The sequence below is a fragment of the Achromobacter dolens genome (genome assembly GCF_902859745.1).
Taxonomy (GTDB): Bacteria; Pseudomonadota; Gammaproteobacteria; order Burkholderiales; family Burkholderiaceae_B; genus Achromobacter; species Achromobacter dolens.
This window is the reverse complement of record NZ_CADIJW010000006.1, coordinates 13,419-40,262: the sequence shown is the minus strand read 5'-3', so window position 1 is coordinate 40,262 and position 26,844 is coordinate 13,419. Positions and strand designations below refer to the sequence as shown.

General features: G+C 65.3%; 25 protein-coding genes. 17 read left to right on the top strand and 8 right to left on the bottom strand.

What is annotated here, in order from left to right; all coding sequences use genetic code 11:
• The first annotated feature begins 71 nt into the window (after nt 1-71).
• Complete coding sequence (locus HV783_RS07240) at nt 72-1,700, top strand: sensor domain-containing diguanylate cyclase (RefSeq protein ID WP_254603839.1); 1,629 nt, start codon at nt 72-74, stop codon at nt 1,698-1,700.
• 50 nt (nt 1,701-1,750) lie between these two features.
• Here HV783_RS07240 and HV783_RS07235 read toward each other — a convergent pair whose 3' ends face one another.
• The 3 genes from HV783_RS07235 to HV783_RS07225 are packed head-to-tail and all read right to left on the bottom strand — an operon-like array spanning nt 1,751 to nt 5,001.
• The gene (locus HV783_RS07235; protein ID WP_054504017.1) at nt 1,751-2,365 is read right to left on the bottom strand and encodes a flavin reductase family protein; all 615 of its coding nucleotides are present in this window, start codon (nt 2,363-2,365) and stop codon (nt 1,751-1,753) included.
• Between the two features lie 3 nt (nt 2,366-2,368).
• On the bottom strand, nt 2,369-3,328 hold the full coding sequence (locus HV783_RS07230; protein ID WP_054504016.1) for a carbon-nitrogen hydrolase family protein: 960 nt from the start codon (nt 3,326-3,328) through the stop codon (nt 2,369-2,371).
• Nucleotides 3,329-3,348: 20 nt separating this feature from the next.
• Nucleotides 3,349-5,001 carry an MFS transporter gene (locus HV783_RS07225; RefSeq protein WP_054504015.1) on the bottom strand — a complete coding sequence of 551 codons (1,653 nt, stop codon included), beginning with the start codon at nt 4,999-5,001 and terminating at the stop codon, nt 3,349-3,351.
• 172 nt (nt 5,002-5,173) lie between these two features.
• On the opposite strand from HV783_RS07225, the gene HV783_RS07220 reads away from it, so the two are divergent.
• Nucleotides 5,174-6,019 carry an IclR family transcriptional regulator gene (locus HV783_RS07220; protein WP_175188882.1) on the top strand — a complete coding sequence of 282 codons (846 nt, stop codon included), beginning with the start codon at nt 5,174-5,176 and terminating at the stop codon, nt 6,017-6,019.
• 86 nt (nt 6,020-6,105) lie between these two features.
• On the opposite strand, the gene HV783_RS07215 is transcribed toward HV783_RS07220, so the two are convergent.
• A complete protein-coding gene (locus HV783_RS07215; RefSeq protein WP_054504013.1) occupies nt 6,106-6,996 on the bottom strand; it encodes a LysR substrate-binding domain-containing protein in 891 nt (296 codons plus the stop codon).
• Nucleotides 6,997-7,111: 115 nt separating this feature from the next.
• Between HV783_RS07215 and HV783_RS07210 the strand changes: the two genes are divergently transcribed.
• From HV783_RS07210 to aptA, 6 genes are read left to right on the top strand one after another with little or no spacing between them, the layout of a single operon-like run.
• Nucleotides 7,112-7,993 (top strand): alpha/beta hydrolase family protein, encoded by an 882-nt coding sequence (locus tag HV783_RS07210; RefSeq protein ID WP_175188881.1) that lies wholly within the window; start codon nt 7,112-7,114, stop codon nt 7,991-7,993.
• A 60-nt stretch (nt 7,994-8,053) separates the two neighbouring features.
• Nucleotides 8,054-9,631, top strand: a complete 1,578-nt coding sequence (locus tag HV783_RS07205) for an ABC transporter substrate-binding protein (RefSeq protein WP_175188880.1) — start codon at nt 8,054-8,056, stop codon at nt 9,629-9,631.
• A gap of 7 nt (nt 9,632-9,638) precedes the next feature.
• Nucleotides 9,639-10,580 carry an ABC transporter permease gene (locus HV783_RS07200; protein WP_054416094.1) on the top strand — a complete coding sequence of 314 codons (942 nt, stop codon included), beginning with the start codon at nt 9,639-9,641 and terminating at the stop codon, nt 10,578-10,580.
• A complete protein-coding gene (locus HV783_RS07195; protein WP_049074743.1) occupies nt 10,577-11,434 on the top strand; it encodes an ABC transporter permease in 858 nt (285 codons plus the stop codon). Before HV783_RS07200 ends, HV783_RS07195 begins: the two co-directional genes overlap by 4 nt.
• A gap of 2 nt (nt 11,435-11,436) precedes the next feature.
• Complete coding sequence (locus tag HV783_RS07190; RefSeq protein ID WP_175188879.1) at nt 11,437-13,068, top strand: ABC transporter ATP-binding protein; 1,632 nt, start codon at nt 11,437-11,439, stop codon at nt 13,066-13,068.
• 34 nt (nt 13,069-13,102) lie between these two features.
• Nucleotides 13,103-14,419 (top strand): omega-aminotransferase AptA, encoded by a 1,317-nt coding sequence (aptA, locus tag HV783_RS07185; RefSeq protein WP_175188878.1) that lies wholly within the window; start codon nt 13,103-13,105, stop codon nt 14,417-14,419.
• A gap of 53 nt (nt 14,420-14,472) precedes the next feature.
• Here aptA and HV783_RS07180 read toward each other — a convergent pair whose 3' ends face one another.
• Nucleotides 14,473-15,405: a LysR family transcriptional regulator gene (locus HV783_RS07180; RefSeq protein WP_175188877.1), complete on the bottom strand. Its 933-nt coding sequence runs from the start codon at nt 15,403-15,405 to the stop codon at nt 14,473-14,475.
• Between the two features lie 191 nt (nt 15,406-15,596).
• Here HV783_RS07180 and HV783_RS07175 point away from each other — a divergent pair, with 191 nt between their 5' ends.
• From HV783_RS07175 to HV783_RS07160, 4 genes are all read left to right on the top strand, one after another.
• On the top strand, nt 15,597-16,577 hold the full coding sequence (locus HV783_RS07175) for a Bug family tripartite tricarboxylate transporter substrate binding protein (protein ID WP_054504007.1): 981 nt from the start codon (nt 15,597-15,599) through the stop codon (nt 16,575-16,577).
• Complete coding sequence (locus HV783_RS07170) at nt 16,577-17,362, top strand: SDR family oxidoreductase (protein ID WP_064528055.1); 786 nt, start codon at nt 16,577-16,579, stop codon at nt 17,360-17,362. Before HV783_RS07175 ends, HV783_RS07170 begins: the two co-directional genes overlap by 1 nt.
• Nucleotides 17,363-17,374: 12 nt before the next feature.
• Nucleotides 17,375-18,052: an RraA family protein gene (locus HV783_RS07165; RefSeq protein WP_175188876.1), complete on the top strand. Its 678-nt coding sequence runs from the start codon at nt 17,375-17,377 to the stop codon at nt 18,050-18,052.
• Nucleotides 18,053-18,116: 64 nt separating this feature from the next.
• Nucleotides 18,117-19,265 carry a mandelate racemase/muconate lactonizing enzyme family protein gene (locus tag HV783_RS07160; protein WP_175188875.1) on the top strand — a complete coding sequence of 383 codons (1,149 nt, stop codon included), beginning with the start codon at nt 18,117-18,119 and terminating at the stop codon, nt 19,263-19,265.
• 82 nt (nt 19,266-19,347) lie between these two features.
• Here HV783_RS07160 and HV783_RS07155 read toward each other — a convergent pair whose 3' ends face one another.
• Complete coding sequence (locus HV783_RS07155; RefSeq protein WP_175188874.1) at nt 19,348-20,505, bottom strand: alpha-hydroxy acid oxidase; 1,158 nt, start codon at nt 20,503-20,505, stop codon at nt 19,348-19,350.
• A 172-nt stretch (nt 20,506-20,677) separates the two neighbouring features.
• On the opposite strand from HV783_RS07155, the gene HV783_RS07150 reads away from it, so the two are divergent.
• The 5 genes from HV783_RS07150 (at nt 20,678) to HV783_RS07130 (ending at nt 25,847) form a co-directional block, all read left to right on the top strand.
• Complete coding sequence (locus tag HV783_RS07150) at nt 20,678-21,577, top strand: LysR family transcriptional regulator (protein ID WP_175188873.1); 900 nt, start codon at nt 20,678-20,680, stop codon at nt 21,575-21,577.
• A gap of 126 nt (nt 21,578-21,703) precedes the next feature.
• Nucleotides 21,704-22,372 (top strand): RraA family protein, encoded by a 669-nt coding sequence (locus tag HV783_RS07145; RefSeq protein ID WP_054416106.1) that lies wholly within the window; start codon nt 21,704-21,706, stop codon nt 22,370-22,372.
• Nucleotides 22,369-23,412 carry a hydroxyacid dehydrogenase gene (locus HV783_RS07140; RefSeq protein ID WP_175188872.1) on the top strand — a complete coding sequence of 348 codons (1,044 nt, stop codon included), beginning with the start codon at nt 22,369-22,371 and terminating at the stop codon, nt 23,410-23,412. The genes HV783_RS07145 and HV783_RS07140 overlap by 4 nt, the downstream gene beginning before the upstream one ends.
• A 77-nt stretch (nt 23,413-23,489) precedes the next feature.
• The gene (locus HV783_RS07135) at nt 23,490-24,479 is read left to right on the top strand and encodes a tripartite tricarboxylate transporter substrate binding protein (RefSeq protein ID WP_054504001.1); all 990 of its coding nucleotides are present in this window, start codon (nt 23,490-23,492) and stop codon (nt 24,477-24,479) included.
• 300 nt (nt 24,480-24,779) lie between these two features.
• Entirely contained in the window at nt 24,780-25,847 is a 1,068-nt protein-coding gene (locus HV783_RS07130) for an AraC family transcriptional regulator (RefSeq protein WP_175168079.1), read from the top strand.
• A gap of 179 nt (nt 25,848-26,026) precedes the next feature.
• Here HV783_RS07130 and HV783_RS07125 read toward each other — a convergent pair whose 3' ends face one another.
• On the bottom strand, nt 26,027-26,449 hold the full coding sequence (locus HV783_RS07125; RefSeq protein WP_175168078.1) for a hypothetical protein: 423 nt from the start codon (nt 26,447-26,449) through the stop codon (nt 26,027-26,029).
• 12 nt (nt 26,450-26,461) lie between these two features.
• Nucleotides 26,462-26,836, bottom strand: coding sequence for a glutaredoxin family protein (locus HV783_RS07120; protein ID WP_049074789.1), 375 nt, complete (start codon nt 26,834-26,836; stop codon nt 26,462-26,464).
• Nucleotides 26,837-26,844 lie beyond the last annotated feature (8 nt).

Sequence of the window (26,844 nt, the reverse complement as noted above, 5' to 3'; positions counted from 1 at the left end):
CCCCGTATTGATCAGGTCCTGAAATGCCCGTTATCGGCGATCCGCCTCCAACCCGACCTCCTGGCGAGGGCGTGGGCAGCGGCCATGGCGGGTCCGACGGCGCCCTGGAGCGGCTGGCGCGCCTGGCGCGGCGACTGTTCAATGTCGACACGGCGATCGTTGCCCGCGCCGACGCCGCGGGCGCATGCGAGGCGATGGCCGGCACGCCCCCCGCTTCGCCGCAGCCATGGTCCATGCAATCCCCTATCCGAGCCGCCGACGGACGCCTGCTGGGTAGCGTGCGCCTGCTGCACGGACAGGCACGCGCTTTCACGGATGAAGACAGCCGGACCCTGCAAGACCTGGCGGACCTCGCGGCGACCGCTATCGCCCCCCCATCGCGCGAGCGCGCCGACGAAATCGCCTGGCGGGAGGAAGCCAGGAAGTTGTCGCTGGCCATCGCCGGTAGCGGCACGGGAGTGTGGGACCGCAACGTGGTGACCGGCGAGATCACCTATTCGCCCGGCTGGAAGGCCTTGCTGGGCTATTCCGAGTCCGAACTCACGACCCGCATCGAAGACGCCTACCAGCGCCTGCACCCGGACGACCTGGGTTTCGTGCAAGCCGCCATGCAGGACCATTTCGACGGCAAGACCGAAAGCTACGAGGTCGAGCACCGCATCCGCTGCAAGGATGGCAGCTACAAGTGGATCTGCAGCCGGGGCAAGGTGGTCAGTCGCGACGAGGCCGGCAAGGCGCTGCGCATGATGGGCACCACCACCGACATCAGCGCGGTGCGCGCCCTGGCGGAACGGCTCAAGCTCACGGCGGACCTGGTCGTCAACCTCACCGACGCCGTGCCCGGCCTGGTCTTTCAGTGCCAGGCCGTGACCGAGGGCGGCGCGAGGTTCTCGTATGTCAGCGCCGGCATCCGCGACATGTTCGAGCTGACCGCCGACGACGTGCGCGCCAGCGCCACCGCGATCGAACAGCGCGTCCATCCCGAGGACCTGCCCGCCTACCGGGCATCGCTGCAGCAGGCGACCGCCGCGCTCACGCGCTGGCACCTGGAGTTCCGCGTTTGCCTGCCGCGACAGGGGGTGCGGTGGCGGCTGGGCGACGCCAGCCCGAGCCGCGAGGCCGGCGGGGGCGTGGTCTGGCACGGCTTCGTCACGGACATCACCGACCGCAAGCGCGCTGAACTGGAATTGCGCGAACTCGCCGCCACCGACGCGCTGACCAGCCTGCCGAACCGCCGCCATTTCATGTCGCGCATCGCCGCGGAGCTTGCGCGTATCAAGAGCGACGGCGGCCACGGTTCGGCGGTGCTCATGTGCGACCTGGACCACTTCAAGCACATCAACGACACCTGGGGCCACGCCATCGGCGACGGCGTGCTGCAGCACTTCGCCCGCATGCTGCGTGCCCAGTTGCGCGAGATCGACCTGGTGGGCCGTATTGGCGGCGAGGAATTCGCCGTCGTGCTGCCGGACACCGACATCGAAAGCGCGCACCTGTTCGCCCACGACGTACAGCGCCGCATCGCGGATACGCCCTATCTGACGGGCGGACAGCGCATTCCGCTGACGGTCAGCATCGGCATTTCCGCGCTGCATACGCACGACGACGACGCGGAACTGGCGCTCAGCCGCAGCGATCGCGCGCTGTATTACGCCAAGCAACGCGGCCGGAACAGGATCGAATCGGTGTTTTTCAGGTAGCGCCAGCCCGACGCATGGGTTTGCCTGACCCGCAGGTTCCGCGGAGCCAATCAAGGAGAGGACGGCCGCGTCAACTGAAAGCGGTCAGTACTACGAGCGTACCAGCCGCCGCCATGCATGCGCGCGACCAGCCCCATCGCCGGGGTATCCACGTGCCCTCGCTGTGCGTCCAGCACATAGGCATCGGACACATGAGCACCCAACACCCGGCCAATCACCACCAGCTGGCGAGGCCCCGTGACGATCGTTGCCTGACTGATGCATTCGAGCGCCACCGGGCAGCCGTCTATCAAGGGAGGCGCCACGCTTCGCGCGGGCCTGGCCGTCAGCCCGGCCGCGGCCAGCTCATCGACGTCGGCCGGATAGTCCGCGCAAGTCTGATTCATCTGCTCGATCAGCGGCTCGGGCACAAGGTTCACCACGAACTCGCCGTTTTCGATGATGTTGGCGCTGGAGTCCTTCAGTTCACCGCTGGAATGACGCATCAAGCCGATCGCGACGGTCGGCGGCTGATGGCCCATGACATTGAAGAAGCTGAATGGCGCCGCGTTTACCACTCCCTGGCCGGACAGCGTCGTCAACCAGGCGATCGGGCGCGGGGTGACGGTGGATGTCAGCACGTTATAGACCGTCTGCGCCGGCAGCGCGCTGAAGTCGAAATGCATGAATCAGGCCTCCTGTTGGCGAACGGCGCAATGACTGGAAACCGCACGCTTTTCGCCGACATCGACATGCAACTGGAACACGTCGGGACGCGCGTAATGGCCCGCCACGTCGAAGTCGTATTTGCCGCGCAGGATCTGATTGGGATCGATGTCGGCGTACAGGATGGTCTCGGCATCGAAATCCGGCCCCGCCACCACTTCGCCCAGAGGATCGATGATGGCGCTGCCGCCACGCATCAGCACGGTGTCGGGCGCGTCGCCCAGCGCACACTCGAAGTCCTCGGGATAAGCGTTGCGACGCAGGTGCTGGCATGCGGTCAGGACATAGCAGCGCCCCTCCAGTGCGATGTGGCGCATGCTGGGAATCCAGGAATCGCGATCATCCGCGGTCGGGGCGCAGTACAGCGCCACGCCCTGGCTGTACATGTACATGCGCAGCATCGGCATGTAGTTTTCCCAGCAGATGACGGCGCCGACCTTGCCGAACGGAGTGTCCAGGACGGGCAAGGTCGAGCCGTCGCCGAACCCCCAGATCAGGCGTTCGCCGGCGGTGGGCATCAACTTGCGGTGCTTGCCCGCCAGGCCTTCACGGCCGTTGAAATACAGCACCGTGCAGTACAGTGTGCCGCCATCGGCCTCGATGCAGCCCATCACCACGACACTGTCGGTGTCCGCCGCGGCCTGCGCCACCAGCGCGACTTCCTCGCCGTCCAGACGGATAGCCTGGCTGTGATACCGGGAATAGGCATCGCGGCCTTCGGGCTTGCGCATGCCGATAGGGGCGCCGAAGGAATTTCCCTTGGGATACCCTCCCAGGAAGGCTTCGGGAAACACCAACACCCGCGCTCCCCGCTGCGCCGCCTGACGGATCAATGACGCCGCCTTTTGCGCGCTGGCAATGCTGTCTGTCGGAATGGAAGCCGCCTGAATCACGGCAGCCTTGAAACGCTGTTGCTGGGACATGTTTTTCCTTTTTTATCGGTTCAGTGCGCGGGGTCTTCGTCAATGGCACGAGCGCGGGTGTTTGGCAGGAACAGCGTGCCGACGATACCGACCACCGCGGTCACGATGACGGGATACATCAGGCCGCCAAAGATGTCGCCGCTGGCCTGGGCCAGGTAAGTGGCAGTGAAGGGCACGATGCCGCCGAATATGCCGGCGCCAATGTGATACGGGAAGGACAGCGCGGTATAGCGGATGCGGGCCGGGAACAGCTCAACCAGGTAGGATGCGACCGGACCGTAGACCATCGCTACAACGGCGGTCATCAACACCAGGATCAAGATGATGGTGGCGCGATCGACGCGTGCGGGATCCGCACGGTCGGGATAGCCGGCAGAGGTCAGCGCGCGGGCATAAGCGGCGCGGTCAAAGCCGTTGACCGTGGTGGCCCCCACGCTCATGGCAATGGACTGGCCAGGCAAGGGCGCGGCGTACTCAAAACTGATGCCCTTGCCAACCAGGAATTTCTTGGCTTGCACGCAAACCTTCTTATGGTCTGCGTGGCTGCCGATCATGGCGGCTTGCAGCCCGAAGTCGCAGGCCCCGCCGCTGGCGTCGGCGTGTATGCGCACCGGCGTGCTCTGCATGGCTTGCGCCAAAGCGGGGTTGCCAGCCTTGAGCAGCGCGTCGAACATCGAGTGATAGCCGATCGCCGCAATGAACAGTCCGGCCATCATGATCCACTTGCGGCCTATGCGGTCGGACAACCAACCGAACAGCACGAAAGTCGGCGCACCAATGATGAAACCGATCAGGATCAGTGTATAGACGCTGGTCTGATCCAATTGCACGGCCTGCTGCATGAAGATCATGACGTAAAACTGGCCGGTGAAATACGTCGCCCCCTGCCCCGCGGTCACGCCCACTAGCGCCAGCAGCACCAGTTTCAGGCTGGGCCATTGGCCGAAGGTCTCCTTGACCGGATTTCGGGACAAACGGTTCTGCTGCTTCATGCGGGTGAACACAGGCGACTCGTGCAACTTGGCCCGCACGTAGATCGAGACGGCCAACATCACGATCGACAGAATGAACGGCAAGCGCCAGCCCCATTGACGAAACTCCTCCACGCTCATGGAGGCCTGAGTGCAGAGAATCACGACCAGGGACAAGATCAGTCCCGCCGAGGACGTGATCTGGATCCATCCGGTCAGCAGCCCGCGACGCTTCGGCTCGCAGTGTTCCGCCACATAGATCACGGCTCCCCCGTACTCGCCGCCCACGGCCAGGCCCTGTACCACACGCAAAGTCAGCAGCAGGATCCACGACAAGTGTCCCGCCGATTGATAGCTGGGCAGACAACCGATCAGCACCGTCGCGCCGCCCATCATCACCACCGTGATCAAAAAGGTGTACTTGCGGCCCAACTTATCGCCCAGATAGCCGAACATGACCGCGCCCAGTGGCCTGATGATGAACCCCACCGCCAGCGCACCCAACGCCGCCAGCAACGCGACAGTGGGATTGTCCTGCGGAAACAGCACTTGGCTCATGAAGACAGCCAGGGTCCCGTAGATGAAGAAGTCATACCACTCGAACAGCGTGCCCAGTGTCGACGCCACAACCACCTGGCGTTCTTCCCTTCTGCTGAGCATCGAACCCGTGCCGGTCCCTTGCATCGCGACGTGCGCTTCCATGCGTGTATTCCCCGAAGTTATAAATTGATAATGCTGTATCGCTTAACTATTATCAAACTCATGAACCGCTTTTCAGAACTAGGGGAAACCCCTGGCAGCCACAAGGGCCCCTCGCGGAACGCGCCTGGGTCACTGTTACACTTCTCGCCACAGAATTTGAGGAGGGGGGTGCATGGCCAAGTCCGCCATTACGGCGAAAAACGATTCGGAACAGGCGACGGCCCCGGGTCGCCGAGGTATTCAATCGATAGAAGTGGGCTTTCGTATCCTTGACGTCATCCGCAAGGCTGGCCGCCCCACGCCCCTGAAGGACATCGCCGACGCCTGTGACCTGACCGTGCCCAACGTCCATTACTACCTGGTGAGCTTCCAGAAGGTGGGCGTCGTCCAGCAGCACGCCGACACAGGCCACTACGGCCTGGGGCCGTATGCCCTGCGACTGGGGCTGGCAGCCCTGGAGCAATTCGATGTGTTCAGCAGTGCGCGCCCGATCATGGAGGAAGTCGCCACGATCACCGGCCACACGGTATTTCTGGGCGTGTGGGGCAACAAAGGCCCAACTATCGTTTATCGCGTCGAAGGCGCCCGCAGCCGTCCGTTGCTGGAACTGCGCGTGGGCAGCGTGCTGCCTCTGTTGTCATCCGCCCTGGGGCGCAACTTTCTGGCGCACCTGCCGGCGGCGAGTACGCGCGAACTCCTCGACATTGAAATGGAGGCGCCGGCAGACCGCTATGACGCACAGGCCGCGCATCGCTATACGCCCCAGGAGGTCGAGGCGATTCGCGAAGAAGTGAGAAAACATCACATCAGCCGCTGCCGACATGCGCTGCTCCCGCATTTCACGTCCTTGTCGGCGCCTGTATTCGACATGCTAGGCTCCATGACGGCCGGCATCACGCTGATGGGGCCGGTGGGCGCGATTGATGACGACTTGGCGTCCGATACGGCGCAGTTGCTGCTCGAAAAGTCCCGCGCCATTTCCAGACTGGCAGGGTGGACCGAAGACGCGGCGCCCTGAGTACGTTGGACGTCCGCCTCTCAAGCGCCCCGGCAACGGCCGCCCGTGGGGTAACGCCTGCTTGCTGCCTGGGCCAGAGACGCGATCTAGGGCGAGCCGCGCAGGTCGAAAGCCATGCGCAACAACCTGTTGATTTCGCCAGTCAGATGGCGTTTGCGCCCCTGTTCCACGATGCTGATGCTGCGAAACTCCTGTGGCCCCGGCAACGGCAGCACTTTCAATGCCGGGTCTTTGTTCCAATGGACGTTTTGCAACAACGGCACCAAGCTGACGCCCACTTGCTGGCGCACCAGCGCCGCAATGCCAAGAATCGAGTTCAGCTCCAGGATTTCCTGCGGTTTGACTCGCAATCGGTGCAGCACCCGATCGGCTTTGGAACCGGTGGCGGTATTGCGGTCATAGCGGATGTAGGGCTGAGTGGCCAGCAGCTCGGTGATGTCCGGCGTTTTTGCATGGGCCTGCGCGCTGGCCAGCAGGATCAGCGGTTCGTCATAGAGCCGCGAGCAGCTCAGCCCTTTGAATTCCTGCCGGGGCGACTTCACCACGACCGCCGCGTCCAGCTCGCCGGCCAGCAGCAGCGGCGCCAGCTCATCAGAACGCGCGCTGGTCAGCGTGACCGACACTTTGGGATGGATGGCCTTTAGCTGCACCAGGCAATTGGCCAGCAGCCCCATGGCCGAAATGATGCCGCCCACGGTGATTTCGCCTTCCATGCGCAAATCCCGATCCGGGTCTTCAAGCATTGCTTCGTAATCAGCCACCAGGCGCCTGGCGCGCGGAAGCAGCAGCGTCCCGTCGCGACTCAAACTCGTCTGTCTGTGATTGCGCTCGAACAACGTACGGCGCATTTCGTCTTCAAGCGCGCGCATTTGCTGGCCGACGGCGGCGCTGGTCAACGCGACCCGGTCGGCCGCGGCGGCAAAGCTGCCCTCCTCCGCGACGGCAATGAATGTTCTGAGAAACCGGATGCTGCTCATGGCGCGAGGCGATTTTTAGGTAAAGATTCACTTTACTCCAATTAAAACTAAATTAGATTTTCTTTGTATAGGCACTGGCGGATACTGCGGGTCTTCTCATTGAATGGTGTAGACCATGAGCACTGCTACCCCGGATTCCCAGGCCGACCTGCTGGCGCGGCAAAACGCGCGGCGTCTATACGACCAAGGGCCGACAACGGTCTATGCCCATGCGGGCGACAAACGCTTCGCCTATTGTCTTTACGTACCGGAATCCATCGAAGACGCAACGCGTCCCGTGGATCTCGTGGTGGTCGTGCACGGGTCCAACCGCGCGATGGAAACCTACCGGAACAGCTTTGCCGAGTTTGGCCGCTGGAACGACTGCGTCATCCTGGCGCCGCTGTTTCCGGTGGGCGTGCTGGGCGATGGCAACGGCGACGGCTACAAGCAGATTCTTGAAGGGGATATCCGCTATGACCAGATCCTGCTGGATATGGTCGCCGAGGTCGGCAAGAAGTACGGCCGCGACTTCGACACCTTTGCCCTCTTTGGCTATTCGGGCGGCGGCCAGTTCACCAATCGCTTCTGCTACCTGCACCCCGACAGGCTCTGGGCCGCGTCGATCGGCGCGCCGGGTTCGGTCACGCTGCTGGACACCGCGCGCAAGTGGTGGGTGGGCGTCGCCGACATGGAGACGCGGTTTGGCAAGGCGCTGAACCTTGATGCGCTGCGTCAGGTCCCCATCCACATGGTGGTCGGCGCGGCGGATCTCGAAACCTGGGAAATCACCCATCGCCCCGGCGGCAAGCACTACATGGAAGGCGCCAACGACGCCGGCCGCACCCGGCCCGAGCGGCTGGAACGCCTGCGCGCCAGCTTCGAAGCGGCGGGCGTGAGCGCCACGCTGGATCAGATTCCCAACGTGCCCCACATGGGCATCAAAGTCATGCCGGCCGCGCAGAAATTCTTCGCGGCGGTGTTGCGCGAACGGCGGACTCGCCAGGCGCAGCAATAAGCACAAGCGGCACGGCCATGTCCTGGCCGCGCCGCCCACCCATTGAAGGAGGATTACTTCATGCGCAACAGTGTAAAGGCCGCCCTGGGGTACGCCGCGCTGGCGTTGACGCTGGCAACGGCCGGAAGTCTCGCCGCCGAGCCATCACGGATTCAGGTCGGCATCAGCGGTGATATCCGCAGCACCGACCCCGGCGTCAACCGGGACGAGAACACCGACGCCGTCGTCATGCATATGGTGGAAGGCCTGGTGGCCTACCGCGAAGACGCGACCGTGGGGCCGTTGCTGGCAGACTCGATCACGGTTTCTGATGATGGACGCAGCTACCGCTTCAAACTGCGCGATGGCGTGCGGTTTCATAACGGGGCGCCGTTGACGGCCGCCGAAGTCTTGTGGACCTGGCGCCGCTACCTCGATCCCAAGACACAATGGCGCTGCCTGGGCGACTTCGATGGCCGCGGCTTGCTCAAGGTGCAGGACATCAGCAGCCCGGACCCGATGACCGTGGTGTTCACCCTGGAACAGCCCAACGCCTTGTTTCTGGCGACGATGGCCAGAACCGATTGCGGGGGCACGGGCATTCTGCATCCGGATTCGCTGACGCCGGAAGGCGCGTGGCGCTCGCCGGTGGGAACCGGGCCGTTCAAGCTGGGGCAATGGCAACGCGGGCAATATGTGGAGCTGCAACGCTTTGCTGACTATGCGCCGCGTGCCGAGGCAAAGCCTGACGGGTATACCGGCAACAAGGCCGCGCTGGTGGACCAGGTGCGCTTTGTCGTGATCCCCGACAATGCGACGGCCAAGGCCGCGCTGATGGCGCGCGGCGTCGATCTGCTGCCCGACGTGACGGCGACCGACGCGGCTGACTTGAAGCAGGTCAAGGGGTTGACCGTCCAGGTCAGCCCGGCAATGTCCATCAACGGCCTGCTGTTCCAGACCCGCGACCCTTTGCTCAAGGATGTGCGTATCCGCCGCGCCATTGCGCTGTCGCTGGACTACGGCCAGATGGTGGCCACGCTGTCCAGCGGACTGTCCAAGGTCAACAATTCGGCCGTGCCCAGCAGCAGCACCTACTATGACGCGGCGACGGCCAAGGGCTACCGCACCGATCTGGCCGAGGCCCGCGCCTTGCTGAGCGCGGCCGGCTATCGCGGTCAGCCGATCAAGATGATTGTGAACAAGCGCTACCCGCAGATGTTCGATATGGGCATTCTGAGTCAGGCCATGCTGGCGGCCGTGGGCATCAACATCCAGATGGAGACGCTGGAGTGGGGCACGCAGCTTGAACGCTACCAGAGCGGCAACTATCAGATGATGGCGTTCTCGTATTCTCCCCGCTTCGACCCGGCCTTGAGTTTCGAGCAGATACTGGGTGACAAGTCCAGGGAGGCCCGCAAGGTCTGGGACAACGGTGAAGCCATCGACATCCTGCGCCAGGCCATGCGCGAAGCCGATCCGGCCAGGCGCCAGGCGCTATTCGATCGGTTGCACGACATGCTGATCAAGGACGTGCCCATGGTCATCGTCTACAACGGGACCGCCATCGGCGCCTTCCGTGATGGCGTCCAGGGCTATCGAACCTGGCCGATTTCCAAGCCGCGCCTGTGGGGCGTGTCTTTGGCGGCGACCACGAAATAGGCCCGTCATGTTGCGATTCTTCATTCAGCGCCTGGGCATGGCGCTGCCCACCCTGCTGCTGATCTCGATCATGGTTTTCGGCCTGATCCGCTTCATCCCGGGCGACCCCGCCCTGCTGATGCTGGGGGATATGGCGGACGCGCAAAGCCTTGCCGACATGCGCAAGGCCCTGGGACTGGATCACTCATTCGTGACCCAGTACCTGATCTGGATACGGGCGGTGTTGGGCGGCGACTTCGGCTTGTCGATCAGTAGCAGCCAGCCGGTGCTGGGCCTCCTGGTCGAGCGCTTCAGCGTCAGCGCCGTCATCGTGCTGATCTCGGTGGGACTGGCAGTGCTGCTGGCCGTTCCCGTGGGCCTTTACGCCGCCTGGAAGCAGAACAGCCTGATGGATCTGGGCCTGGTCGCCGGCGCCACCCTGCTGCTGTCAATTCCCGCCTTCTGGCTGGGCTTGCTGCTGCTGTACTGCTTCGGCATGACGCTGGGGTGGCTGCCCATCGTCGGCTACGTCAGCGTCAGCGCGGATCCGTTGCGCGGCCTGAGCTATCTGGTCCTGCCGGTGGTGACGCTGACGCTCGTGGAGTTCGGCTCCATCGCCCGCATGGCCCGCGCCAGCACGATCGAGGTCTTGCGGCTGGAATACATCGCCCACGCCCGCGCCAAGGGCCTGTCGGAATCGGCGGTGCTGTGGGGCCATGCCTTGCGCAACGCCTTTGCGCCGACCTGGACGCTCGTGGGCCTGATCCTGGGCAATCTGCTGGGCGGCATTGCGGTGTTGGAAACCGTCTTCACCTTGCCCGGCATCGGCCGGCTCATGGTGGATTCAATCTTTGCCCGTGACTATCCGGTCCTGCAGGGGTGTCTTTTGTTGATCACCAGCATCTATGTCGTGGTGAATTTGATCGTTGACCTGCTGTATCCGGTCTTTGATCCCAGGGTGAAACTATGAATGGCGACGTCATCTCCTTGCCGGCCGCCCCCGTGCGGCGCCGCGGCCTGCCCGCGCTCAATGCCTTGATTGGCGGCGGCCTTCTGCTGGGATTGGTCGCGCTGGCGCTGCTGGGCCTGGTGTGGACGCCGTACGACCCGCTCAAGCTCGATCTGAGCCTTCGGCTGCAGGCGCCTGGCGCGCGGCACTGGCTGGGCACGGACGAGTTCGGCCGCGACGTCCTGAGCCGGCTGATCATCGGCGCATCGACCAGCCTGTGGATCAGCCTCCTGTCCGTGGCGGTGGCGTTGGGATGCGGCACCCTGATCGGTATGCTGGCCGGCTACCTGCGCGGCTGGACCGACCGCATCCTGATGATGTTCAACGACGCCCTGCTGGCCTTTCCCGGCATTTTGCTGGCCCTGGGCATTATGGCGGTGCTGGGCGCCAGCCAGTACAGCATCGTCCTGGCGTTGGGCATGGCCTACACGCCGTCGGTGGTGCGGGTGGTTCGCGGCAGCGTGCTGTCGCTGCGTGAGCGCGAATTCATCGAGGCGTCCCGGGTCATTGGCAATTCCGAGCTATATACGATGTTCCGCCACATCGTTCCCAACTGCCTCGCGCCCGTGTGCGTGCTGGCCACCAGCATGTTCGGCTGGGCCTTGCTGTCCGAAAGCGCACTGAGCTTTCTCGGACTGGGCGTACCGCCGCCCGCGGCCACCTGGGGCAGCATGCTGGCGGCCAGCCGTCCCTACATTGCGTCGGCCGCATGGCTGGGCGTGTTTCCCGGTGTGCTGATCAGCATGGCCCTGCTGGGTATCAACCTGTTTGGCGATGCCCTGCGTGATCGCCTCGATCCGCGCATGAGGAAATGAACATGACCGAGAACGCATCCCTGTTGTCTGTGAAGCACCTGAAGATTCGTGCCGGCGTGGATGGCCCGCTGGCCGTGAACGATGTCAGTTTCGAGCTGGCGCCAGGCGAAATCCTGGCGCTGGTGGGAGAGTCGGGCAGCGGCAAAACCATGGCTGCCCGCGCCGTCATCGGCCTGTTGCCCGCCCCCATGCAGGTGGCGGACGGCAGCATCGGCTTCAAGGGCCGGACGCTGGACACGCGCAATGCCCGCGCCTTGCGCCGGGTTCGCGGGGCCGAGATCGGCATGGTTTTCCAGGAACCCATGGTGTCGCTCAACCCGGCACTGACCATCGGCCGTCAAATGAGCGAAGCGCTCAAGCTGCATACGCGGCTCGGCGCGGCCGAGATCCGCCAGCGTTGTCTCACCATGCTGGAGCGCATCGGTATCAAGGACCCGGTACGCTGCCTGACCGCTTATCCGCATGAGTTCTCGGGCGGCATGCGCCAGCGCATCATGCTGGCGTCCGTCATGCTGCTGCGTCCGGCGTTGCTGATCGCGGATGAGCCCACCACGGCGCTTGACTGCCTGGCCCAGCTGGATGTCATCGAACTGATGCTGGAGCTCACGCGTGAACAAGGCACGGCCGTGCTGTTCATCAGCCATGACCTTTCGCTGGTGGCGCGCTATGCCCACAAGGTTGTGGTCATGCGAAATGGGCAGGCGGTCGAACAGGGGCCCACGGCCTCGATCCTGCTGAACCCGCAAGCCGAATACACCCGTCAGTTGCTGGAGGCACTGCCCCGCCGCGGTGTCCTGCCGCCCTTGCCCCATGCCGGCGCACCGCTGGTCGAGGTCAAGGACGTATGCGTCGAGTACCCCGGTCCGCGCAGCTTCTGGCAGCGCGGCGCCGCCTATCGCGTGGTGCGCGGCGTGGACCTGAGCATCGCGCCAGGTGAAACGCTGGCGCTTGTCGGAGGCAGCGGTTCCGGCAAGACGACGCTGGGGCGCGCGGTGGCCGGATTGGTCAAACCCCGCGCCGGGAGCATCAGGTTCGAAGGCGTGGACCTGCTCAAGTCCGTCAACCGCCGCGCCCGCCTGCAATGCCAGATGATCTTTCAGGATCCGTATTCCTCGCTGGACCCGCGCATGCGGATCGGGCAGATCCTGGCCGAACCCCTGCGGCATTGCGATGACTTGAACGACGCGCAGCGTCGCGCGCGCGTGGCGGAAACGCTGAACGACGTCGGCCTGAATCCGTCGTTCCGGGACCGCTTCCCACATCAACTGTCTGGCGGCCAGCGTCAGCGTGTGGCGATCGGCCGCGCCCTGGTACGCCGGCCGAAGATGGTCATTGCCGATGAGCCGATATCGGCATTGGACATGACCATCCAGAAGCAGATTCTGGATCTGTTCGAGCGTCTGCAGAAGCAATACGGCTTTGCCTGCCTGTTCATCTCGCACGATCTGGCCGCGGTCGAACGCATCGCGCATCGCGTGGCGGTGATGAGCCAGGGCGAAATTGTCGAAATCGCCGCCCGCGACGCCTTGTTCGACACGCCGCAACACCCTTACACCCGCAAATTGCTGGCCGCGGCCAGCCCGCTGGAAAAGCTGGCCAACGGGGGCTATCGCATCCGCCCGGCCCAAGCCTGAGCCGGCCGCCGGCTCAACCCATCAAGGAGATTCCATGACCGACGCCAGTCCCGTTTCCAATGCCTTCTGGGCGCCTTTCACCCCGATGCGCCAGTTTCACCAACAGCCCATGATGTTCGACAGCGCCGAAGGCATGTACTACCGCACGCCCGACGGCCGCCAGATTCTGGACGCCATGGCCGGCCTGTGGTGCGTCAACGCCGGCCACGGCCAGGCGAGCATTGTGCAAGCCATTCAAGAGGCCGCCGCGCGCCTGGACTTCGTTTCCTCGTTCAAGATGAGCCATCCGGGCGCGCAGGCCATGTCGGATGCCTTGATTGCCCTGGCGCCCGAGGGCATGACCAGAGTGTTCTTCACCAACTCCGGCTCCGAAGCCGTCGACACCGCCTTGAAAATTGCGCGCGCCTATCATCAGGCTCGTGGCGACAGCCGCCGCACCAAGTTCATCGGCCGGGCCAAGGGCTATCACGGCATGGGATTTGGCGGCTTGTCCGTCTCGGGCATCGGGCGCCAGAAGCGCGACTTCGGGCCGCTGCTGGGCGAGGTCAGCCATTTGCCGCTGCCGTATGACGCCAGCATGCGCTTTAGCGCCGGACAACCGGATCACGGCGCCAGCTATGCGGAAGCGCTGGCGCAGTTGCTGGACATCCAGGACCCCGGCACGGTGGCCGCCGTCATTGTCGAGCCGGTCACCGGTTCCGGCGGCGTGTATCCGCCCCCGGTCGGCTACCTGCAACGCTTGCGCGAGCTGTGCACGCAACATGGCGTGCTGTTGATCTTTGACGAAGTGATCACCGGTTTTGGGCGCGTGGGCGACAACTTCGCCTCGCAGGTGTTTGGCGTTACCCCAGACCTGATGACCGTGGCCAAAGGCCTGACCAACGGCGCGGTGCCCATGGGCGGCGTCATCGTCGGCGGCGCCGTCTACGAAGCGTTCATGGCCGGACCGCCGCAGGTGGTGGAGCTGATGCACGGCTACACCTATTCCGCCCATCCGCTGGCGTGCGCGGCCGGCCTGGCGACGCTGCGTCTGCACCAGGACCTGGAGATCAACGCCCGGGTGCGGCAGATCAGCTCCCATTGGCAGTCGCAAGCGCTGGCGCTCGAAGGTCTGCCGCATGTGAACGATGTGCGCAGCATCGGCCTGCTGTGCGCCGTCGACCTCGCGCCGCGCGCCGGCGCGGCCGGCATGCGGGGCGCGGATGTCGCCCGCTATTGCTTTGAGCAGGGCGTACTGGTGCGAGCGTCCGGCGACATGATCGTCATTTCACCGCCGCTGATCATCAGCCCTGCCCAGGTCGAACAGATTTTTGAATGCTTGCGACGAGCGCTTCTTGGTGACGGCATCTGACCGGGCCGGCGGCTGATGCGAAGAACATGGAGCAGCGATAAAAAAGGAACGCGTCACAACCCCGGCGGCGGATCTGAAGCGTATCCCTTCAAATGGGCAAGAAACGCCCGGGAGGCCACAGTAAGCGTGTCCTCCAGATAGACAACCTCCAGACTGGTATCGAGCAATTTGCTTGGGTCGCGTAGCGCCACCGCGACCACATCTTTCCGGGCGGAGCGCGCCGCGGTGGACGGAACCAGCGCCACGCCCAATTTTCCGGCGACCAGCGCGATGATCGTGTGGATATGCGCCGCTTCCTGAACGATCTGCGGTTGGAATCCCGCTTCGAGGCACGCGGCGCTGATACGTTGGTGAAAGGCAGGCACGCGAGTGGCAGAGAAAGATACGAATCGCTCGTCACTGAGTTCAGCCAGACGGATCGCTTTGCGAGAGGCAAACAGATGCCCGCGAGGCAACAGCGCCACCAGGCGGTCTCGAGAGACCGGGAAATGAAGGCTTCCGGCAGGATAGGGAACGGGCGGCGTCAGCACCCCCAGGTCGATTTTGCCCTCGTCCACCATTGAGGCGATCTCGATGGATACGCCTTCAACCAATCGAAGCCGTACTGCCGGGTGAGACGAAGAGAACCGCGCCAAGACTGCGGGAAGCAGGTCGACCATCGCCGACGTGATGAACCCAACCCTGACCTCTCCGAGTTCCCCGCGTCCGACCGCGCGAGCCATGTCGAAAGCGCGAACGCCGTGCGCGATCAGCTTTTCCGCCTCCCCTTTAAGCACAACCCCGGCGGCGGTGAGCTGCACGCCCACCGCGGACCGCACGAACAGCGACGTTCCCACGGCCTGCTCCAACTGCCGCATGGCGACACTGAGCGGAGGCTGTGACATCCGCAACGCTTCCGCTGCCTTGCGCAGGCTTCCACACTCGGAAACCGCCAGGAACTGGCGTAACACCCGAAGATCCGGGATGGCTGAGGGTATATGTCCCATGTATCGCCTAGATCATGAACGATATTAGACGCGATGATCCCATCCACGTAAATTGCTTGCAAGCACCAAAGGCGCCGCACTGGATCGACGGCTTGGTGCGAAGCAACATCCAAGCCAGTATTCATGAAAGTTACCGCGACCCTTGAAGAGTTGCCGTCCGAGAGTTGCTGTCCGCTCATATGGAGCCATACATGCGCTTTGCTCCCATCGCTTTGTCCGTAATTTGCACGTTTTCCGCGTCGGTGTCGTTTGCACAGGGGGAAACCTATCCGGCAAAGCCCATTCGTATTGTTGTTGCGACCCCGCCCGGTTCGACCCCCGATGTGGGCGGGCGGCTCGTGGCTGCGCGCCTGTCGGCCGATCTGAAACAGGCCGTGATCGTTGAAAACCGTCCCGGCGTCAATGGACTGCTCGCAGCCCGCGAGGTGCTCCGCAGTGCCCACGACGGCTACACGCTGCTGCTCGCGCCATCGAGCACCATGGCGATCTCTCCCTACATCCACCCCAAACAGGCGGGATCACTCCCCGCCGATTTCGCCGCCGTCAGCCAGATATACAAGACAGACTTCAGCCTGATAACGCGCGCGGGATCGGGGCTGGAGTCCGTGTCCGACATCATCGCCGCAGCCAAAAACCGGCCTGGAAAGCTGGTCGGCGCGTTTGCCGCGGTGGGCAGCGCCTCGCACGTATCGCTTGAGCTTTTCAAGCAGATGGCCGGTGTCGATATCTACGCGGTGCCCTTCAATGGCAGCCCGGCCGCGTCCCTGGGCGTCGCGTCTGGCGAGGCGGACCTCCTTTTTGAGACGGTTCCATCCACCGAACCCGTGGTGTCTTCTGGAAAGGCGCGACGTATCGCCATGACGGGCCCGGAGCGCTTCGCGTTGGCGCCGTCAATCCCGACGGTGGGCGAAAGCGGATTGCCGGGCTTTGTGGTGACGACATGGGCAGGAATCTTCGCGCCGAAGGACGTGCCAGCGGACCGGATTCAACGGATATCGGATTCGATCGACCGAGTCTTTCAGGACGCGGCGGTCGTGCAGCAGATGGCGGCATCCGCGCTCCTGCCAGGCGAGCCCTCCGCCACGCGATTCCAGGCGATCTGGCTGTCCGATCTTGAAATGTCGAAGAAGGTGGTGGCAGCCGCCCCGGAACTACAGCAGGAGAACAAGTGATGGATTTGGGAATTGATGGCAGGACCGCCCTGGTGATGGGCGCTGGGGGTGGGCTGGGTAGCGCCATTGCCAAAGCGCTCGCGCAAGAGGGGTGCCGCGTGATTCTGGCCGATGTGGATCTTGCTTCGGCGCAGCGGGCGGCTTATGCGATTGCCGAGCTTGGCGGGATCACGCAGCCCGTCGCCTGGGATCTGTCGGATGTCGGGTCGATCAGCCGCCAAGTGATGCTGGTGAAACAGGAGAATGGGCCGATCGATATCCTGGTGAACAATTCGGGCGGCCCCGCGCCTGGCATGACCCACGACATCACCGAACAGCAATGGCATCGCTACTTCGATTCGATGGTGCTGTCGTTGATGACGCTGACCCGGCTGCTTGTGCCGGATATGCAGGCGCGGCGCTGGGGACGGGTGATCACGTCAACCTCCTCGGGAGTCGTCACTCCGATACCGGGTCTTGCGGCTTCCAATGCCTTGCGGCTCGCCTTGGTGGGCTGGTCGAAATCGCTGGCGCAGGAAGTGGCGAAAGACGGGGTGACCGTCAACGTGGTGATTCCCGGGCGCATCGCCACCCAGCGAATTGCCGCGCTCGATCAGTCTCGCGCCAAAGCGGCCGGGCTGACGCAGGAGATGGTCGCCGCCAGCAGCACATCGACCATTCCGGCTGGCCGCTACGGGGAGCCCGCCGAGTACGCCAACGCCGTGGCGTTTCTTGCAAGCCAATGTGCGTCCTACATCACGGGGACGTCGCTGCGCGTGGACGGCGGGCTGATTCCCGCCATTTGAACGAGAGAAGACATGACTATTGATGCACAAAGCCGACGCGAGATCCGCGCGCGATTCTTGAAGGTTGACACCGCCAATGTGGCGGACGTCATGGACACCATGGGCCTGATGGACCAGAGTCTTGCGCCAGAGTTCAGGCAATTCACCGGCACGGACAAGCTGGCGGGCTGGGCGTATACCATCCGCGGCCAGATGGTCCCCGGCCCGCTCGGCGGCGACGAACAGAAGATGCAGGCCTGCCAACAGGTGTCCGAGGATGAAGTGACCGTCTGGAGCGGCGATGGCAAAGGCGTCTGCTACTTCGGCGAACTGATCGCCCTTGGCATGCGGGAGCGGGGAGCCGTGGGGGCTTTGATCGACGGGGGAATCCGCGATATTCATTGGCTGCACAAGATGAACTTTCCCATCTTCGCCAAATACCGGACGCCGACGCAATCCATCGGCCGCTGGCGCGTTACCGGGTTTCGCGAGACCGTCTACCTGGCGGGAGCCACCAGCGCGCTCGTCTCCGTCAGCCCGGGCGACTTCATTCTTGCCGACGCCGACGGCGCGATCGTTATTCCCGCGCGGCATGTCAACGACGTGCTCGCCGAGGCGGAACGGCTCACCGCCCAGGAACTGCAACTGCGCGCCGAGCTGAACCACGGCCTTACCCTGTCGGACGCCCTTGCCAAGTACGGACATGTCTGAGCTTTCGTTTCGCCCCCGCCATGCAGACGAGTCCATCGGATCAGCGCGGGCGACCGCGGCCACAATGGTTTCCGCGCTGCCGACCACGACCGTGACTGGCGTTTCGCTCTATGCGTACGTCGCGCCGGCCGAGTCGATCGCGTCGTCCTTTGGCGTACGCAGCGAACGCGGCGCCGTTCTGATCCGGGTCGAGGACGCATCCGGATCCTTCGGTTGGGGCGAAGTGTGGTCGGGCATGCCGGCTTCCGGCGCCCTGCACCGGCTGAATCTGCTTCGCGAGTTCGTCGCCCCCGCGCTGGTGGGCACAACATTCCAGGCGGTGCAGCCAGCCATCGCACGCCTGCGCAGCCTGACGCTGCCGATCATTCGCCTGGCGGGAGAGCGAGGGCCTGTCGCGCAGATTCTTGGCGGCATGGACACGGCGCTCTGGGATCTCCAGGCCAGGCGAATGGGTCTGCCCCTGTATCGCGTACTCGGGGGCACGCAAGCCCGCATGCGCTGCTATGCGAGCGGCCTGGCCCCGGACACGCCGGCCGCTCGCCTGGATGTCTTGCGGCAGGCGGGATATAACGCATTCAAGTTCAAGGCCGGATTCGACGATGCCAGGTCTATCCCGCTATTGCTCCGGCAACGGCGGGCGCTGGCGCCAACAGAGGCGATGATGCTCGATGCAAATTGCGGGTGGGATCTCGCCACTGCCACGCAAGCGCTGGCGCAGTTGGATGACGGCGATTTTTCCTGGATCGAGGAACCGCTTGGCCCGGAATGTCCCGCCTCCGAATGGCAGGCGCTCAAAGCCAGGACGCGAATCCCGATTGCTGCCGGTGAGAACCTTGCCGATATCGACGAATTCGTTGCCGCCCTGTCCTGGCTCGATGTCATTCAACCCGACGTGGCGAAATGGGGAGGAATCAGCGGCGCTCACGAAGTCGGACTTCGCGCCATCGCCGCGAACAGGCAGTTCTGCCCCCATTCGTTCGGAACCCAGGTCGCCGCCATTGCGTCCGCTCACGTCCTCGCGGCGACGGGAGGGGGAGGATACCTGGAGCTGGACGTCAACCACAACCCGCTTCGGGCCACGTCCACTTACGGGGAATGGATCAAAGACGGCGTGCTGTCGCTGACCGAAGCGCCCGGCTTGGGATTCGAACTTGATCTGCGCGGTATCGAACCTTACTGCCGCGCTTCATGCGTGATCGGCGCGAACGCATGAAGGACGGCCTCCAGCACGGTATCTGACTGGCGCGCGGTGTCGGACAAAAAGCGCCCAACGTGGCCTGGCACCGTCCGCACGGCTATCGGCAGCGTTGCAACAAGCTCTCGTTGATCTCCCGCAGATCGACGATACCCAGCAAGCCCATGTCGCGCCTGATTTCCTCGGAGATCAGCGCGATGGCATGGGCCACGCCGCGCTCGCCCGCCACCGTGGCCGCATAGTTGAACGGCCGGCCGACGAATACGCAGCGCGCGCCCAGCGCCAGCACCTTCAGCACGTCCGTGCCGCGTCGCACGCCGCTGTCGAGCATGACGTCCATGCCGCCCGCGGCGTCCACGATCGCGGGCAAGGCCTGCAGGGGCGCCAGGCTGCCGTCCAGTTGCCGCCCCCCATGGTTGGACACAATGACCGCGTCCATGCCGTGCGCGCGCGCGGTGCGCGCGTCGTCCGGATGCAGGATGCCCTTCAGGACCATCTGGCCCTTCCAGGTCTTGCGTATGGCGGCGACGTGCTGCCAGTTCAGGTGCCCGCGATCGGAAAAATCGCGCAGCACATGCCTGGACAGGATCGGCGCGCCGCGCGCGGCGTAGTTGTTTTCGAAGTGCGGCATGCCGTGGCGGGCCAGCGTGCGCAGCAGGGTCCCGATCAGCCAACGCGGGTGCGTGATGCCCTGCCAGGCCAGGCCTATGCTGGGTCGCAGCGGGGTGGAAAACCCCGCCCGCACGTTGTTCTCGCGGTTGGCGGCCACCGGCGTGTCGACCGTCAGCACCAATGTTTCCACGCCGGCGGCGGCGACACGGTCGATCAATGCGGCAATCTGGGCGCTGTCGCCGGGCAGGTAGGCCTGGAACCAGGTCCCCGGGGCCGCCGCCATCACGGTTTCCAGGCGGATCAGCGAGGACCCGCTCATGATGCAGGGCACGCCCGCCGCGGCCGCGGCGCGGGCGAGCGCCACGTCCCCGCGATAGCTGGTCAGCGCCGCAATGCCCATGGGCGCCACGCCGACGGGCGCCGCATACTCGCGGCCCAATATCGTGCAGCGGGTGTGGCGGCGCGACACGTCCACCAGCACCTTCGGGCGGAACCCGTATTCGCCGAAGGCCTGCCGGTTGCTCCGCTCGGACTGCCCGTCTTCCACCGCGCCCGACACATAGGCATACAGGGGCTTGGGCAGGATCCGCCGGGCGGCGGCTTCGAAGTCGTGCAGGCTGAGCATGCGGCGCAGCGGGTCTGGCATGGCGGGGGTTCCTGGCGGGGCCCGGCGGACCATCCGCCGCGCAAGGGTCATGGGTAACGGCGAACGAATATAGGCCGGCCCGAGGTTTGAATAAAGTGACTTTATTGATGTTCGTTATTACACTTTTCCTCGCCCTCAATCGCCTTGCAGTCGCCCCGACCCTTCACTTCCCATGACGCTCAAGCAACTCGAGGCCTTTTACTGGGCCGCCACCTGCAAGAACTTTGCCATCGCCGCGAATCGCCTGAATATTTCGGTGTCGTCGTTGTCCAAGCGGATCGGCGAGCTGGAATCCTCGATCGGCGCCGCGCTGTTCAGCCGCAGTGCCCGCAGCGCCGCCCTGACCGCGCTGGGCGAGCAACTGGTGCCCCATGCCAAGGACCTGCTGCGCAACGCGGACCAGTTCATGCAGCAGGCCAGCAACAACCTCAGCTACTCCGGCCGTTGCCGCTTCGGCGCCGGAGAGCTGACCGCCATGACGTGGATGGCCGGGCTGATCGCCGTCATCCAGCAGGCCCACCCCAACCTGCTGGTCGAGCCCTTCGTGGGCGTGGGCGAACTGGTCGAGCGCGGGCTGGAGGAAGGCGAGCTCGACTTCGCGGTGATCGCGGGCCCGTCGTCCCGAGCGTCGCTCGCCTCGCGCGTGATCGGCAGCGCCCATTTCGAATGGGTGGTATCGGCCCGGGCCGTGCCCGACGCGGCCTCGCTTGAACCGGCCGATCTGCCGGGCCTGACGCTCATCACCCTGCCGCAAAGCTCGGGCGCGATCCGCATTCTCGACGACTGGCTGACCGAGCAGCGCGTGTCGCCCGGCCGCAATCAATGCTGCAATAGCTGGCCGGGCATCGCCGCCATGCTGCGGCAAGGGCTGGGGCTGGGCTTCCTGCCTGCCGCCTGGGCCCAGGTGTTGATCCAGCGCGGCGACTTGCAGCCGCTGTCGCGCTTTCCGCCCTTGCGCCCCCTGGCCTATACCTTCCAGTGGCGCCGCGACGACACCCGGCCCATGCTGGAAAGCCTGCGCACGCACGCGCAGGCCTGCCTGGACTTTCACGCCCCTGCCGGAATGCTCTAGCCCGGGCGCGAGCCGCACGCAACACTTTCCAAAAAGCGTTGTTTTCGACATCAAATTATTCGCTTTAAACCGCCATGAGCCCGGCGTAGAGTCCCCCCGGACAAACATCCAAGGAGACAAAGCGCCATGTCGGAGTTCGGATTCACCCTGCAGGCATGCCCCGCCGGCCCCAGCCGCGAAACGCTCGCGGCCTATCAGGCGTTGGCCGTGGCCAACATCAGCGACGCGATGAGCCGCGCGACCGGCACCTCGGCCCTGCGCCCGATGCATCGCTCGCGCCGCATCCTCGGCCGCGCCTACACCGTGCGCACGCGGCCGGGCGACAACCTGATGGTGCACAAGGCGATCGATTCCGCCGAGCCGGGCGACGTGATCGTGGTCGATGCCGGCGGCGACATGAACAACGCCATCATCGGCGAGATCATGGTTGGCTGGGCCGCCCGACGCGGGCTGGCCGGCTTCGTGATCGACGGCGCCATCCGCGACAGCGAAACGATCGGCGCGGGCGATTTTCCCGTCTATGCGCGCGGGGTCGCGCATCGCGGTCCCTACAAGGACGGCCCCGGCGCCATCAACGTGCCGATCGCGATCGACGGCATGGTGGTCCTGCCCGGCGACCTGCTGGTGGGCGATGCCGACGGATTGCTGGCCATCCGTCCCGACGAGGCCCCCGCCATCGCGGAGCGCGTGCGCGCGATCGCCGCGGCGGAAGCCCGCGTGCTGGAGGACATCGCGCGCGGCGCGCTGGACCGCGCCTGGGTCGACGCCACGCTCAAGGCGCGGGGCGTGCTGTGAGCGCGGCGTCTTCCACCCAGACCACCCGGCTCTGCCGCCTGGACCTCTGGCTCAATCCGGTGTTCGACGAGATCATCGGCGCCGCGCCCGGCGTCTCGCTGTCGGTGCTGCCGGCAAGGGGCGACGATGCGCGCACGCTGGCCGGCCTGAAGTCGGCCCATGCGTATCACGTTTCCGCGGCCAAGGACGAACTGCCGCGGCAATGGTTCGTCAATGCCGACCTGATCGCGCAATGTCCGGACCTGGTGTGCGTCTCGTCCGGTGGCGCGGGCTACGACACCATCGACGTGGCGGCCTGCACCGCGGCGGGCATCGCCGTGGTCAACCAGGCGGGCGGCAACGCGGAATCTGTGGCCGAGCACACGTACGCGCTGCTGCTCGCCGTGCAGCGGCGCGTGGTGGAATCGCACCAGCGCCTGCGCCACGATGCCGGCTTCACGCGCGAGGATCTCATGGGCCATGAAATCCATGGCCTCGTCCTCGGCCTGGTCGGCATCGGCAAGATCGGCACCAGCGTCGCCCGCATTGCGCGCGGCTTCGGCCTGCGCGTGATCGCGCACGATCCGCTGCTGTCCGCCGACGCCATCCGCGACCGCGGCGCCGAGCCGGTGTCGCTGGACGAGTTGCTGGCGCGGTCCGACGTGGTGTCGCTGCATTGCCCCCTGGACGCCTCCACGCGCGGCCTGTTCGGCGCCAAGGCCTTCGCGGCCATGAAACGCGATGCGGTGTTCCTCTCGACCGCGCGCGGCGGCATCCACGACGAAGCGGCACTGCACGACGCGCTGCGCGCCGGGCATCTGCGCGGCGCCGGGCTGGACGTCTGGGAACAGGAGCCGCCCGAACGCGACGCCCCGCTGCTGGGCCTGCCCAACGTCGTCGCCACCTTCCACACCGCCGGCGTCACCCACGAAGCCCGGCGCAACGTCGCCCGTTCATCGGCCACGCAGCTCGTTGCGATGCTGCGCGGCGAACGCCCACCGCAACTCGTCAATCCGGAGGTCTGGCCGCTGGCGGCCGAACGCATCGCAAATCTAGCATGACTACACGGCTTGAGCCATCGCCGGCATCGCAACGCACGATGCAGGCAGGCCCCGGCCACATACCAAGGAGACAAACCATGCAAAAACACAATAAACGCGGGACGCTGCGCGCGCTGGCAGCCTTGCTGGCGGGCGCCGCCCTGTTCAGCGGCGGCGCGCAAGCGGCCGGCTACCCCGAACATCCGATCAACCTGATCGTGTCTTACGGGCCGGGCGGCGGCACCGACCTGGTGGCCCGCATGATGGCGCCCTATCTGCAGAAATACCTGGGCGGCGATGCCCGCATCGTCGTGCTGAACCGCCCCGGCGCGGGCGGCGCGATTGGTTTCTCGGAGCTGGCGCGAGCCCAGCCCGACGGCTACACCATCGGCTTCATCAACACGCCGAACCTGTTGACGATTCCCATCGAACGCAAGACCAGCTTCACCTGGCGCAGCTTCGATCTGCTGGGCAACCTGATCGACGATCCCGGCGCGTTTTCGGTGCTGAACGACAACCCGATCAAGACCCTGGCCGACCTGTCCGCCTACGCCAAGAAGAACCCGGGCAAGGTCACGGTGGGCACCACCGGCACGGGCTCCGACGACCACCTGGCCATGCTGCGCTTCGAACGCGTGTCCGGCAGCAAGCTCAGCCACATCCCCTACAAGGGCGCGGGCGAGGTGCGGGGCGCGCTGGCCAGCGGCGAGATCACGATCGGCGCCATCAACGTGGGCGAAGCGCTGCAGTACCAGAAAGGCGGCACCCCATTGCGCATGCTGGGGCAGATGGGCAAGACGCGTTCGGCGGCGCTGCCGGACGTGCCTACCTTCAAGGAACAGGGCTTCGATTTCGAACTGGCGTCGCTGCGAGGACTGGCCGCGCCCAAGGGCTTGCCCGACGACGTGCGCGCCAAGCTCGTCGCCGCCGTGAAACGCACGGTGGACGATCCGGAGTTCCAGGCCAAGGCCAGGGACATGTTCGCGCCGCTGCGTTATCTGGCGCCCCCGGAGTACGCCAAGGAACTGGCGGCCGGCGAAGCGGAATTCCAGGCGCTCTGGAAGGAAGCGCCCTGGCTCGATAAGTAGGCGGTTCGAGGGCTGGCGCGGGCGGGTTCCCGCGCCAGCCCGCCGGCTGACCGAACCGGTGTCCATCTGCCTCGAGCGTTGACGGCCGGCCGGCGCCGGACGTTTTCCCGCACGCCCTGGACAGCCAGCGCCAAAAACGGATAGCCCCATGCCCGCCGGGACGGGTTTTCCAGCAGTCCCGCGCGGGGCGCGGCGTTTTACTATGAGGACCATCATAAAGGCGCGCCACGGACGTGGCCGCCAGGGGAACCGGCGGCCGCTGCCCGCCGGACATCAGGACCTGAGCAAGGAATCCCGGCCATGCTGAACACGACGCAGTCCGATGCCGAGACATCATGGCAAGCCGCCGGGCCGCGCGCGGCCGCCGGGGCCATGGCCGGCGCCGCGGGGTGGCGCATCGACACCATCCTGGCGACACCCGCGCAGCAACTGTTCGCCTCGGGCGACCTGGACGAAGCACGCGCCATGGTGGGCCGCGTGATGCGGCCGCACCACCTGGGCGTGGTCGGATCGACGCAGCGCCTGAATGCGCGCATGCATCACCAGCCGCTGGGCGAAGTATCGCTGAACCGGCTGCGCTACGGCGCGAACGTCGAGATCCGGCCGGGCCCGCTGGAGGACTTCTTCCTGGTGCAGATGCCGCTGTCGGGCGCCGCGCTGATCGAGAGCGGGCCGCAGCGGGTGGATTCGACCCCGGACGTGGCATCGGTGGTGAGCCCGGATGACGACTTGGCGATGCATTGGGCCGACGACAACGACCAGTTCATGTTGCGGGTGGGCCGCTCCCTGCTGGAACGCACCCTGGTGGGCCACCTGGGCTGTACGCTGGATCGGCCGCTGCGCTTCCAACTGGGGTTCCGCTGGCGCGAGTGTCCGGCCTGGCGCTGCCTGATGGCGTATCTGCTGGACTGTTCCTCGCAGCACGCCGACCTGGCCGAGCACAAGCTGATCGTGCACCAGATGGAACAACTGGTGGCGGCGACGCTGCTGTCCGCCCTGCCCCACAACTACAGCGCCACGCCCGCGGGCCGCCGCGGCGCGGTGCTGCCGCGCCACGTGCGCTGCGTGCAGGATTACTTGCAGGCGCATGCGCACGAGCCGGTCAGCGCCGAGCAGTTGGCGCGCATCGCGGGAGTCAGCGTGCGCAGCCTGTATGCCGGCTTCAAGGAATTCCTGGGCATCAGCCCCATGCACTATCTGCGCGATCTGCGCATGGAGCGGGCGCGCGCCGAACTGCTGTCAGGCGAATGCCAGAACGTCGCGGGCGTGGCGTTGCGCTGGGGTTTTGCGCACCTGGGACGTTTCAGCGCCGGCTACAAGGCGCGTTACGGCGAAAGCCCCAGCCAGAGCGTGCGCCGGCACGGCTGACGCGGCACGTGCGGCTGCACGGCTGAAGCGGCAACTTTGTCAGGACTGGCCAGGCCCTGCGTTCAGACAACCCTGGGGATGGCCAATCGCAAACGATCGTCCGCTCACGCTGACGGCGTTCATTGCGGCATTCCGTTCGGCATTCAACGTGGCGTTCAGTGCGACGTTCAGCGTGGCGTTCAGCGCGGCTTCCAGGTCAGCCCGTCGGTCGAGCGGTATTCCGGGGTGCCGGCGCAGCAGCCGCCGGCGCCGAACGCCTGGCGGCCGATGAAGGCCTGCACGAAGCCCTTGCCCGCCGTCAGTTCCTGGCGCACGCAGAGTGTGGGCAACAGGGAGAAATCGCCTTCAAGCACCTGCGTCCAGGCGACGTTATCGCCTTCCGCCGGTTCCACCTTGTAGACCTTGCATTCATGCATGAGCAGGTGGATGGGCTTGCCCGCCAAGGTGCCCTTGAACTGGCGTTCGGGCGGCGTTTCCTGGGTGGCCAGGGTTTCCGCCGTGAGCCTGGACCCGGCGGGCGGCGGCGGCAGCGACGAGTCGCAACCCGCCAGCGCCACCGACGCGCACAGGACGAGAACAGTCAGGCGGGCGGGGCGTGTCATGGAGCCGCCGCGTCAGGCCACGTTCGCGTAGCGTTGTTCAAGGTAGGCGATGATGTCGCTGGACTCGTACATCCAGCGCGTGCCGCCCGCTTCCTCGATGCGCAGGCACGGCACCTTGACCTTGCCGCCGCCGGCCTGCAATTCGGCGCGCGCCTGGGGATCCCCTTTGGCATCGCGCAGCGCCACGGGCACGTTCAGGCGGTGGATGGCGCGCCGCGTCTTGACGCAGAACGGGCAGGCATGGAACTGGTAGAGCGACAGCGCGGCCGCCTCGCGGTCGACGGCGGCCTGGCCTTGGGCCGAGCGTTGCCGCGGGCGCGGGCGCGTCAGCGCATCGCCCAGGACAATCAGTTGACCCACACCGGCACGCAAGGCTTTGACAATCATGGATGGCT

Excerpts from the sequence above, each read along its gene's own strand:
- HV783_RS07130 (WP_175168079.1), top strand. The coding sequence starts at position 24,780 with ATGCTGAACACGACGCAGTCCGATGCCGAGACATCATGGCAAGCCGCC.
- HV783_RS07230 (WP_054504016.1), bottom strand. The coding sequence starts at position 3,328 with ATGTCCCAGCAACAGCGTTTCAAGGCTGCCGTGATTCAGGCGGCTTCC.
- HV783_RS07145 (WP_054416106.1), top strand. The coding sequence starts at position 21,704 with ATGTCGGAGTTCGGATTCACCCTGCAGGCATGCCCCGCCGGCCCCAGC.
- HV783_RS07180 (WP_175188877.1), bottom strand. The coding sequence starts at position 15,405 with ATGGGACATATACCCTCAGCCATCCCGGATCTTCGGGTGTTACGCCAG.
- HV783_RS07195 (WP_049074743.1), top strand. The coding sequence starts at position 10,577 with ATGAATGGCGACGTCATCTCCTTGCCGGCCGCCCCCGTGCGGCGCCGC.
- HV783_RS07120 (WP_049074789.1), bottom strand. The coding sequence starts at position 26,836 with ATGATTGTCAAAGCCTTGCGTGCCGGTGTGGGTCAACTGATTGTCCTG.
- HV783_RS07215 (WP_054504013.1), bottom strand. The coding sequence starts at position 6,996 with ATGAGCAGCATCCGGTTTCTCAGAACATTCATTGCCGTCGCGGAGGAG.
- HV783_RS07175 (WP_054504007.1), top strand. The coding sequence starts at position 15,597 with ATGCGCTTTGCTCCCATCGCTTTGTCCGTAATTTGCACGTTTTCCGCG.
- HV783_RS07235 (WP_054504017.1), bottom strand. The coding sequence starts at position 2,365 with ATGCATTTCGACTTCAGCGCGCTGCCGGCGCAGACGGTCTATAACGTG.
- HV783_RS07125 (WP_175168078.1), bottom strand. The coding sequence starts at position 26,449 with ATGACACGCCCCGCCCGCCTGACTGTTCTCGTCCTGTGCGCGTCGGTG.
- HV783_RS07155 (WP_175188874.1), bottom strand. The coding sequence starts at position 20,505 with ATGCCAGACCCGCTGCGCCGCATGCTCAGCCTGCACGACTTCGAAGCC.
- HV783_RS07160 (WP_175188875.1), top strand. The coding sequence starts at position 18,117 with ATGGTTTCCGCGCTGCCGACCACGACCGTGACTGGCGTTTCGCTCTAT.
- HV783_RS07200 (WP_054416094.1), top strand. The coding sequence starts at position 9,639 with ATGTTGCGATTCTTCATTCAGCGCCTGGGCATGGCGCTGCCCACCCTG.
- HV783_RS07205 (WP_175188880.1), top strand. The coding sequence starts at position 8,054 with ATGCGCAACAGTGTAAAGGCCGCCCTGGGGTACGCCGCGCTGGCGTTG.
- HV783_RS07220 (WP_175188882.1), top strand. The coding sequence starts at position 5,174 with ATGGCCAAGTCCGCCATTACGGCGAAAAACGATTCGGAACAGGCGACG.
- HV783_RS07135 (WP_054504001.1), top strand. The coding sequence starts at position 23,490 with ATGCAAAAACACAATAAACGCGGGACGCTGCGCGCGCTGGCAGCCTTG.
- HV783_RS07210 (WP_175188881.1), top strand. The coding sequence starts at position 7,112 with ATGAGCACTGCTACCCCGGATTCCCAGGCCGACCTGCTGGCGCGGCAA.
- HV783_RS07165 (WP_175188876.1), top strand. The coding sequence starts at position 17,375 with ATGACTATTGATGCACAAAGCCGACGCGAGATCCGCGCGCGATTCTTG.
- HV783_RS07190 (WP_175188879.1), top strand. The coding sequence starts at position 11,437 with ATGACCGAGAACGCATCCCTGTTGTCTGTGAAGCACCTGAAGATTCGT.
- HV783_RS07150 (WP_175188873.1), top strand. The coding sequence starts at position 20,678 with ATGACGCTCAAGCAACTCGAGGCCTTTTACTGGGCCGCCACCTGCAAG.
- aptA (WP_175188878.1), top strand. The coding sequence starts at position 13,103 with ATGACCGACGCCAGTCCCGTTTCCAATGCCTTCTGGGCGCCTTTCACC.
- HV783_RS07225 (WP_054504015.1), bottom strand. The coding sequence starts at position 5,001 with ATGGAAGCGCACGTCGCGATGCAAGGGACCGGCACGGGTTCGATGCTC.
- HV783_RS07170 (WP_064528055.1), top strand. The coding sequence starts at position 16,577 with ATGGATTTGGGAATTGATGGCAGGACCGCCCTGGTGATGGGCGCTGGG.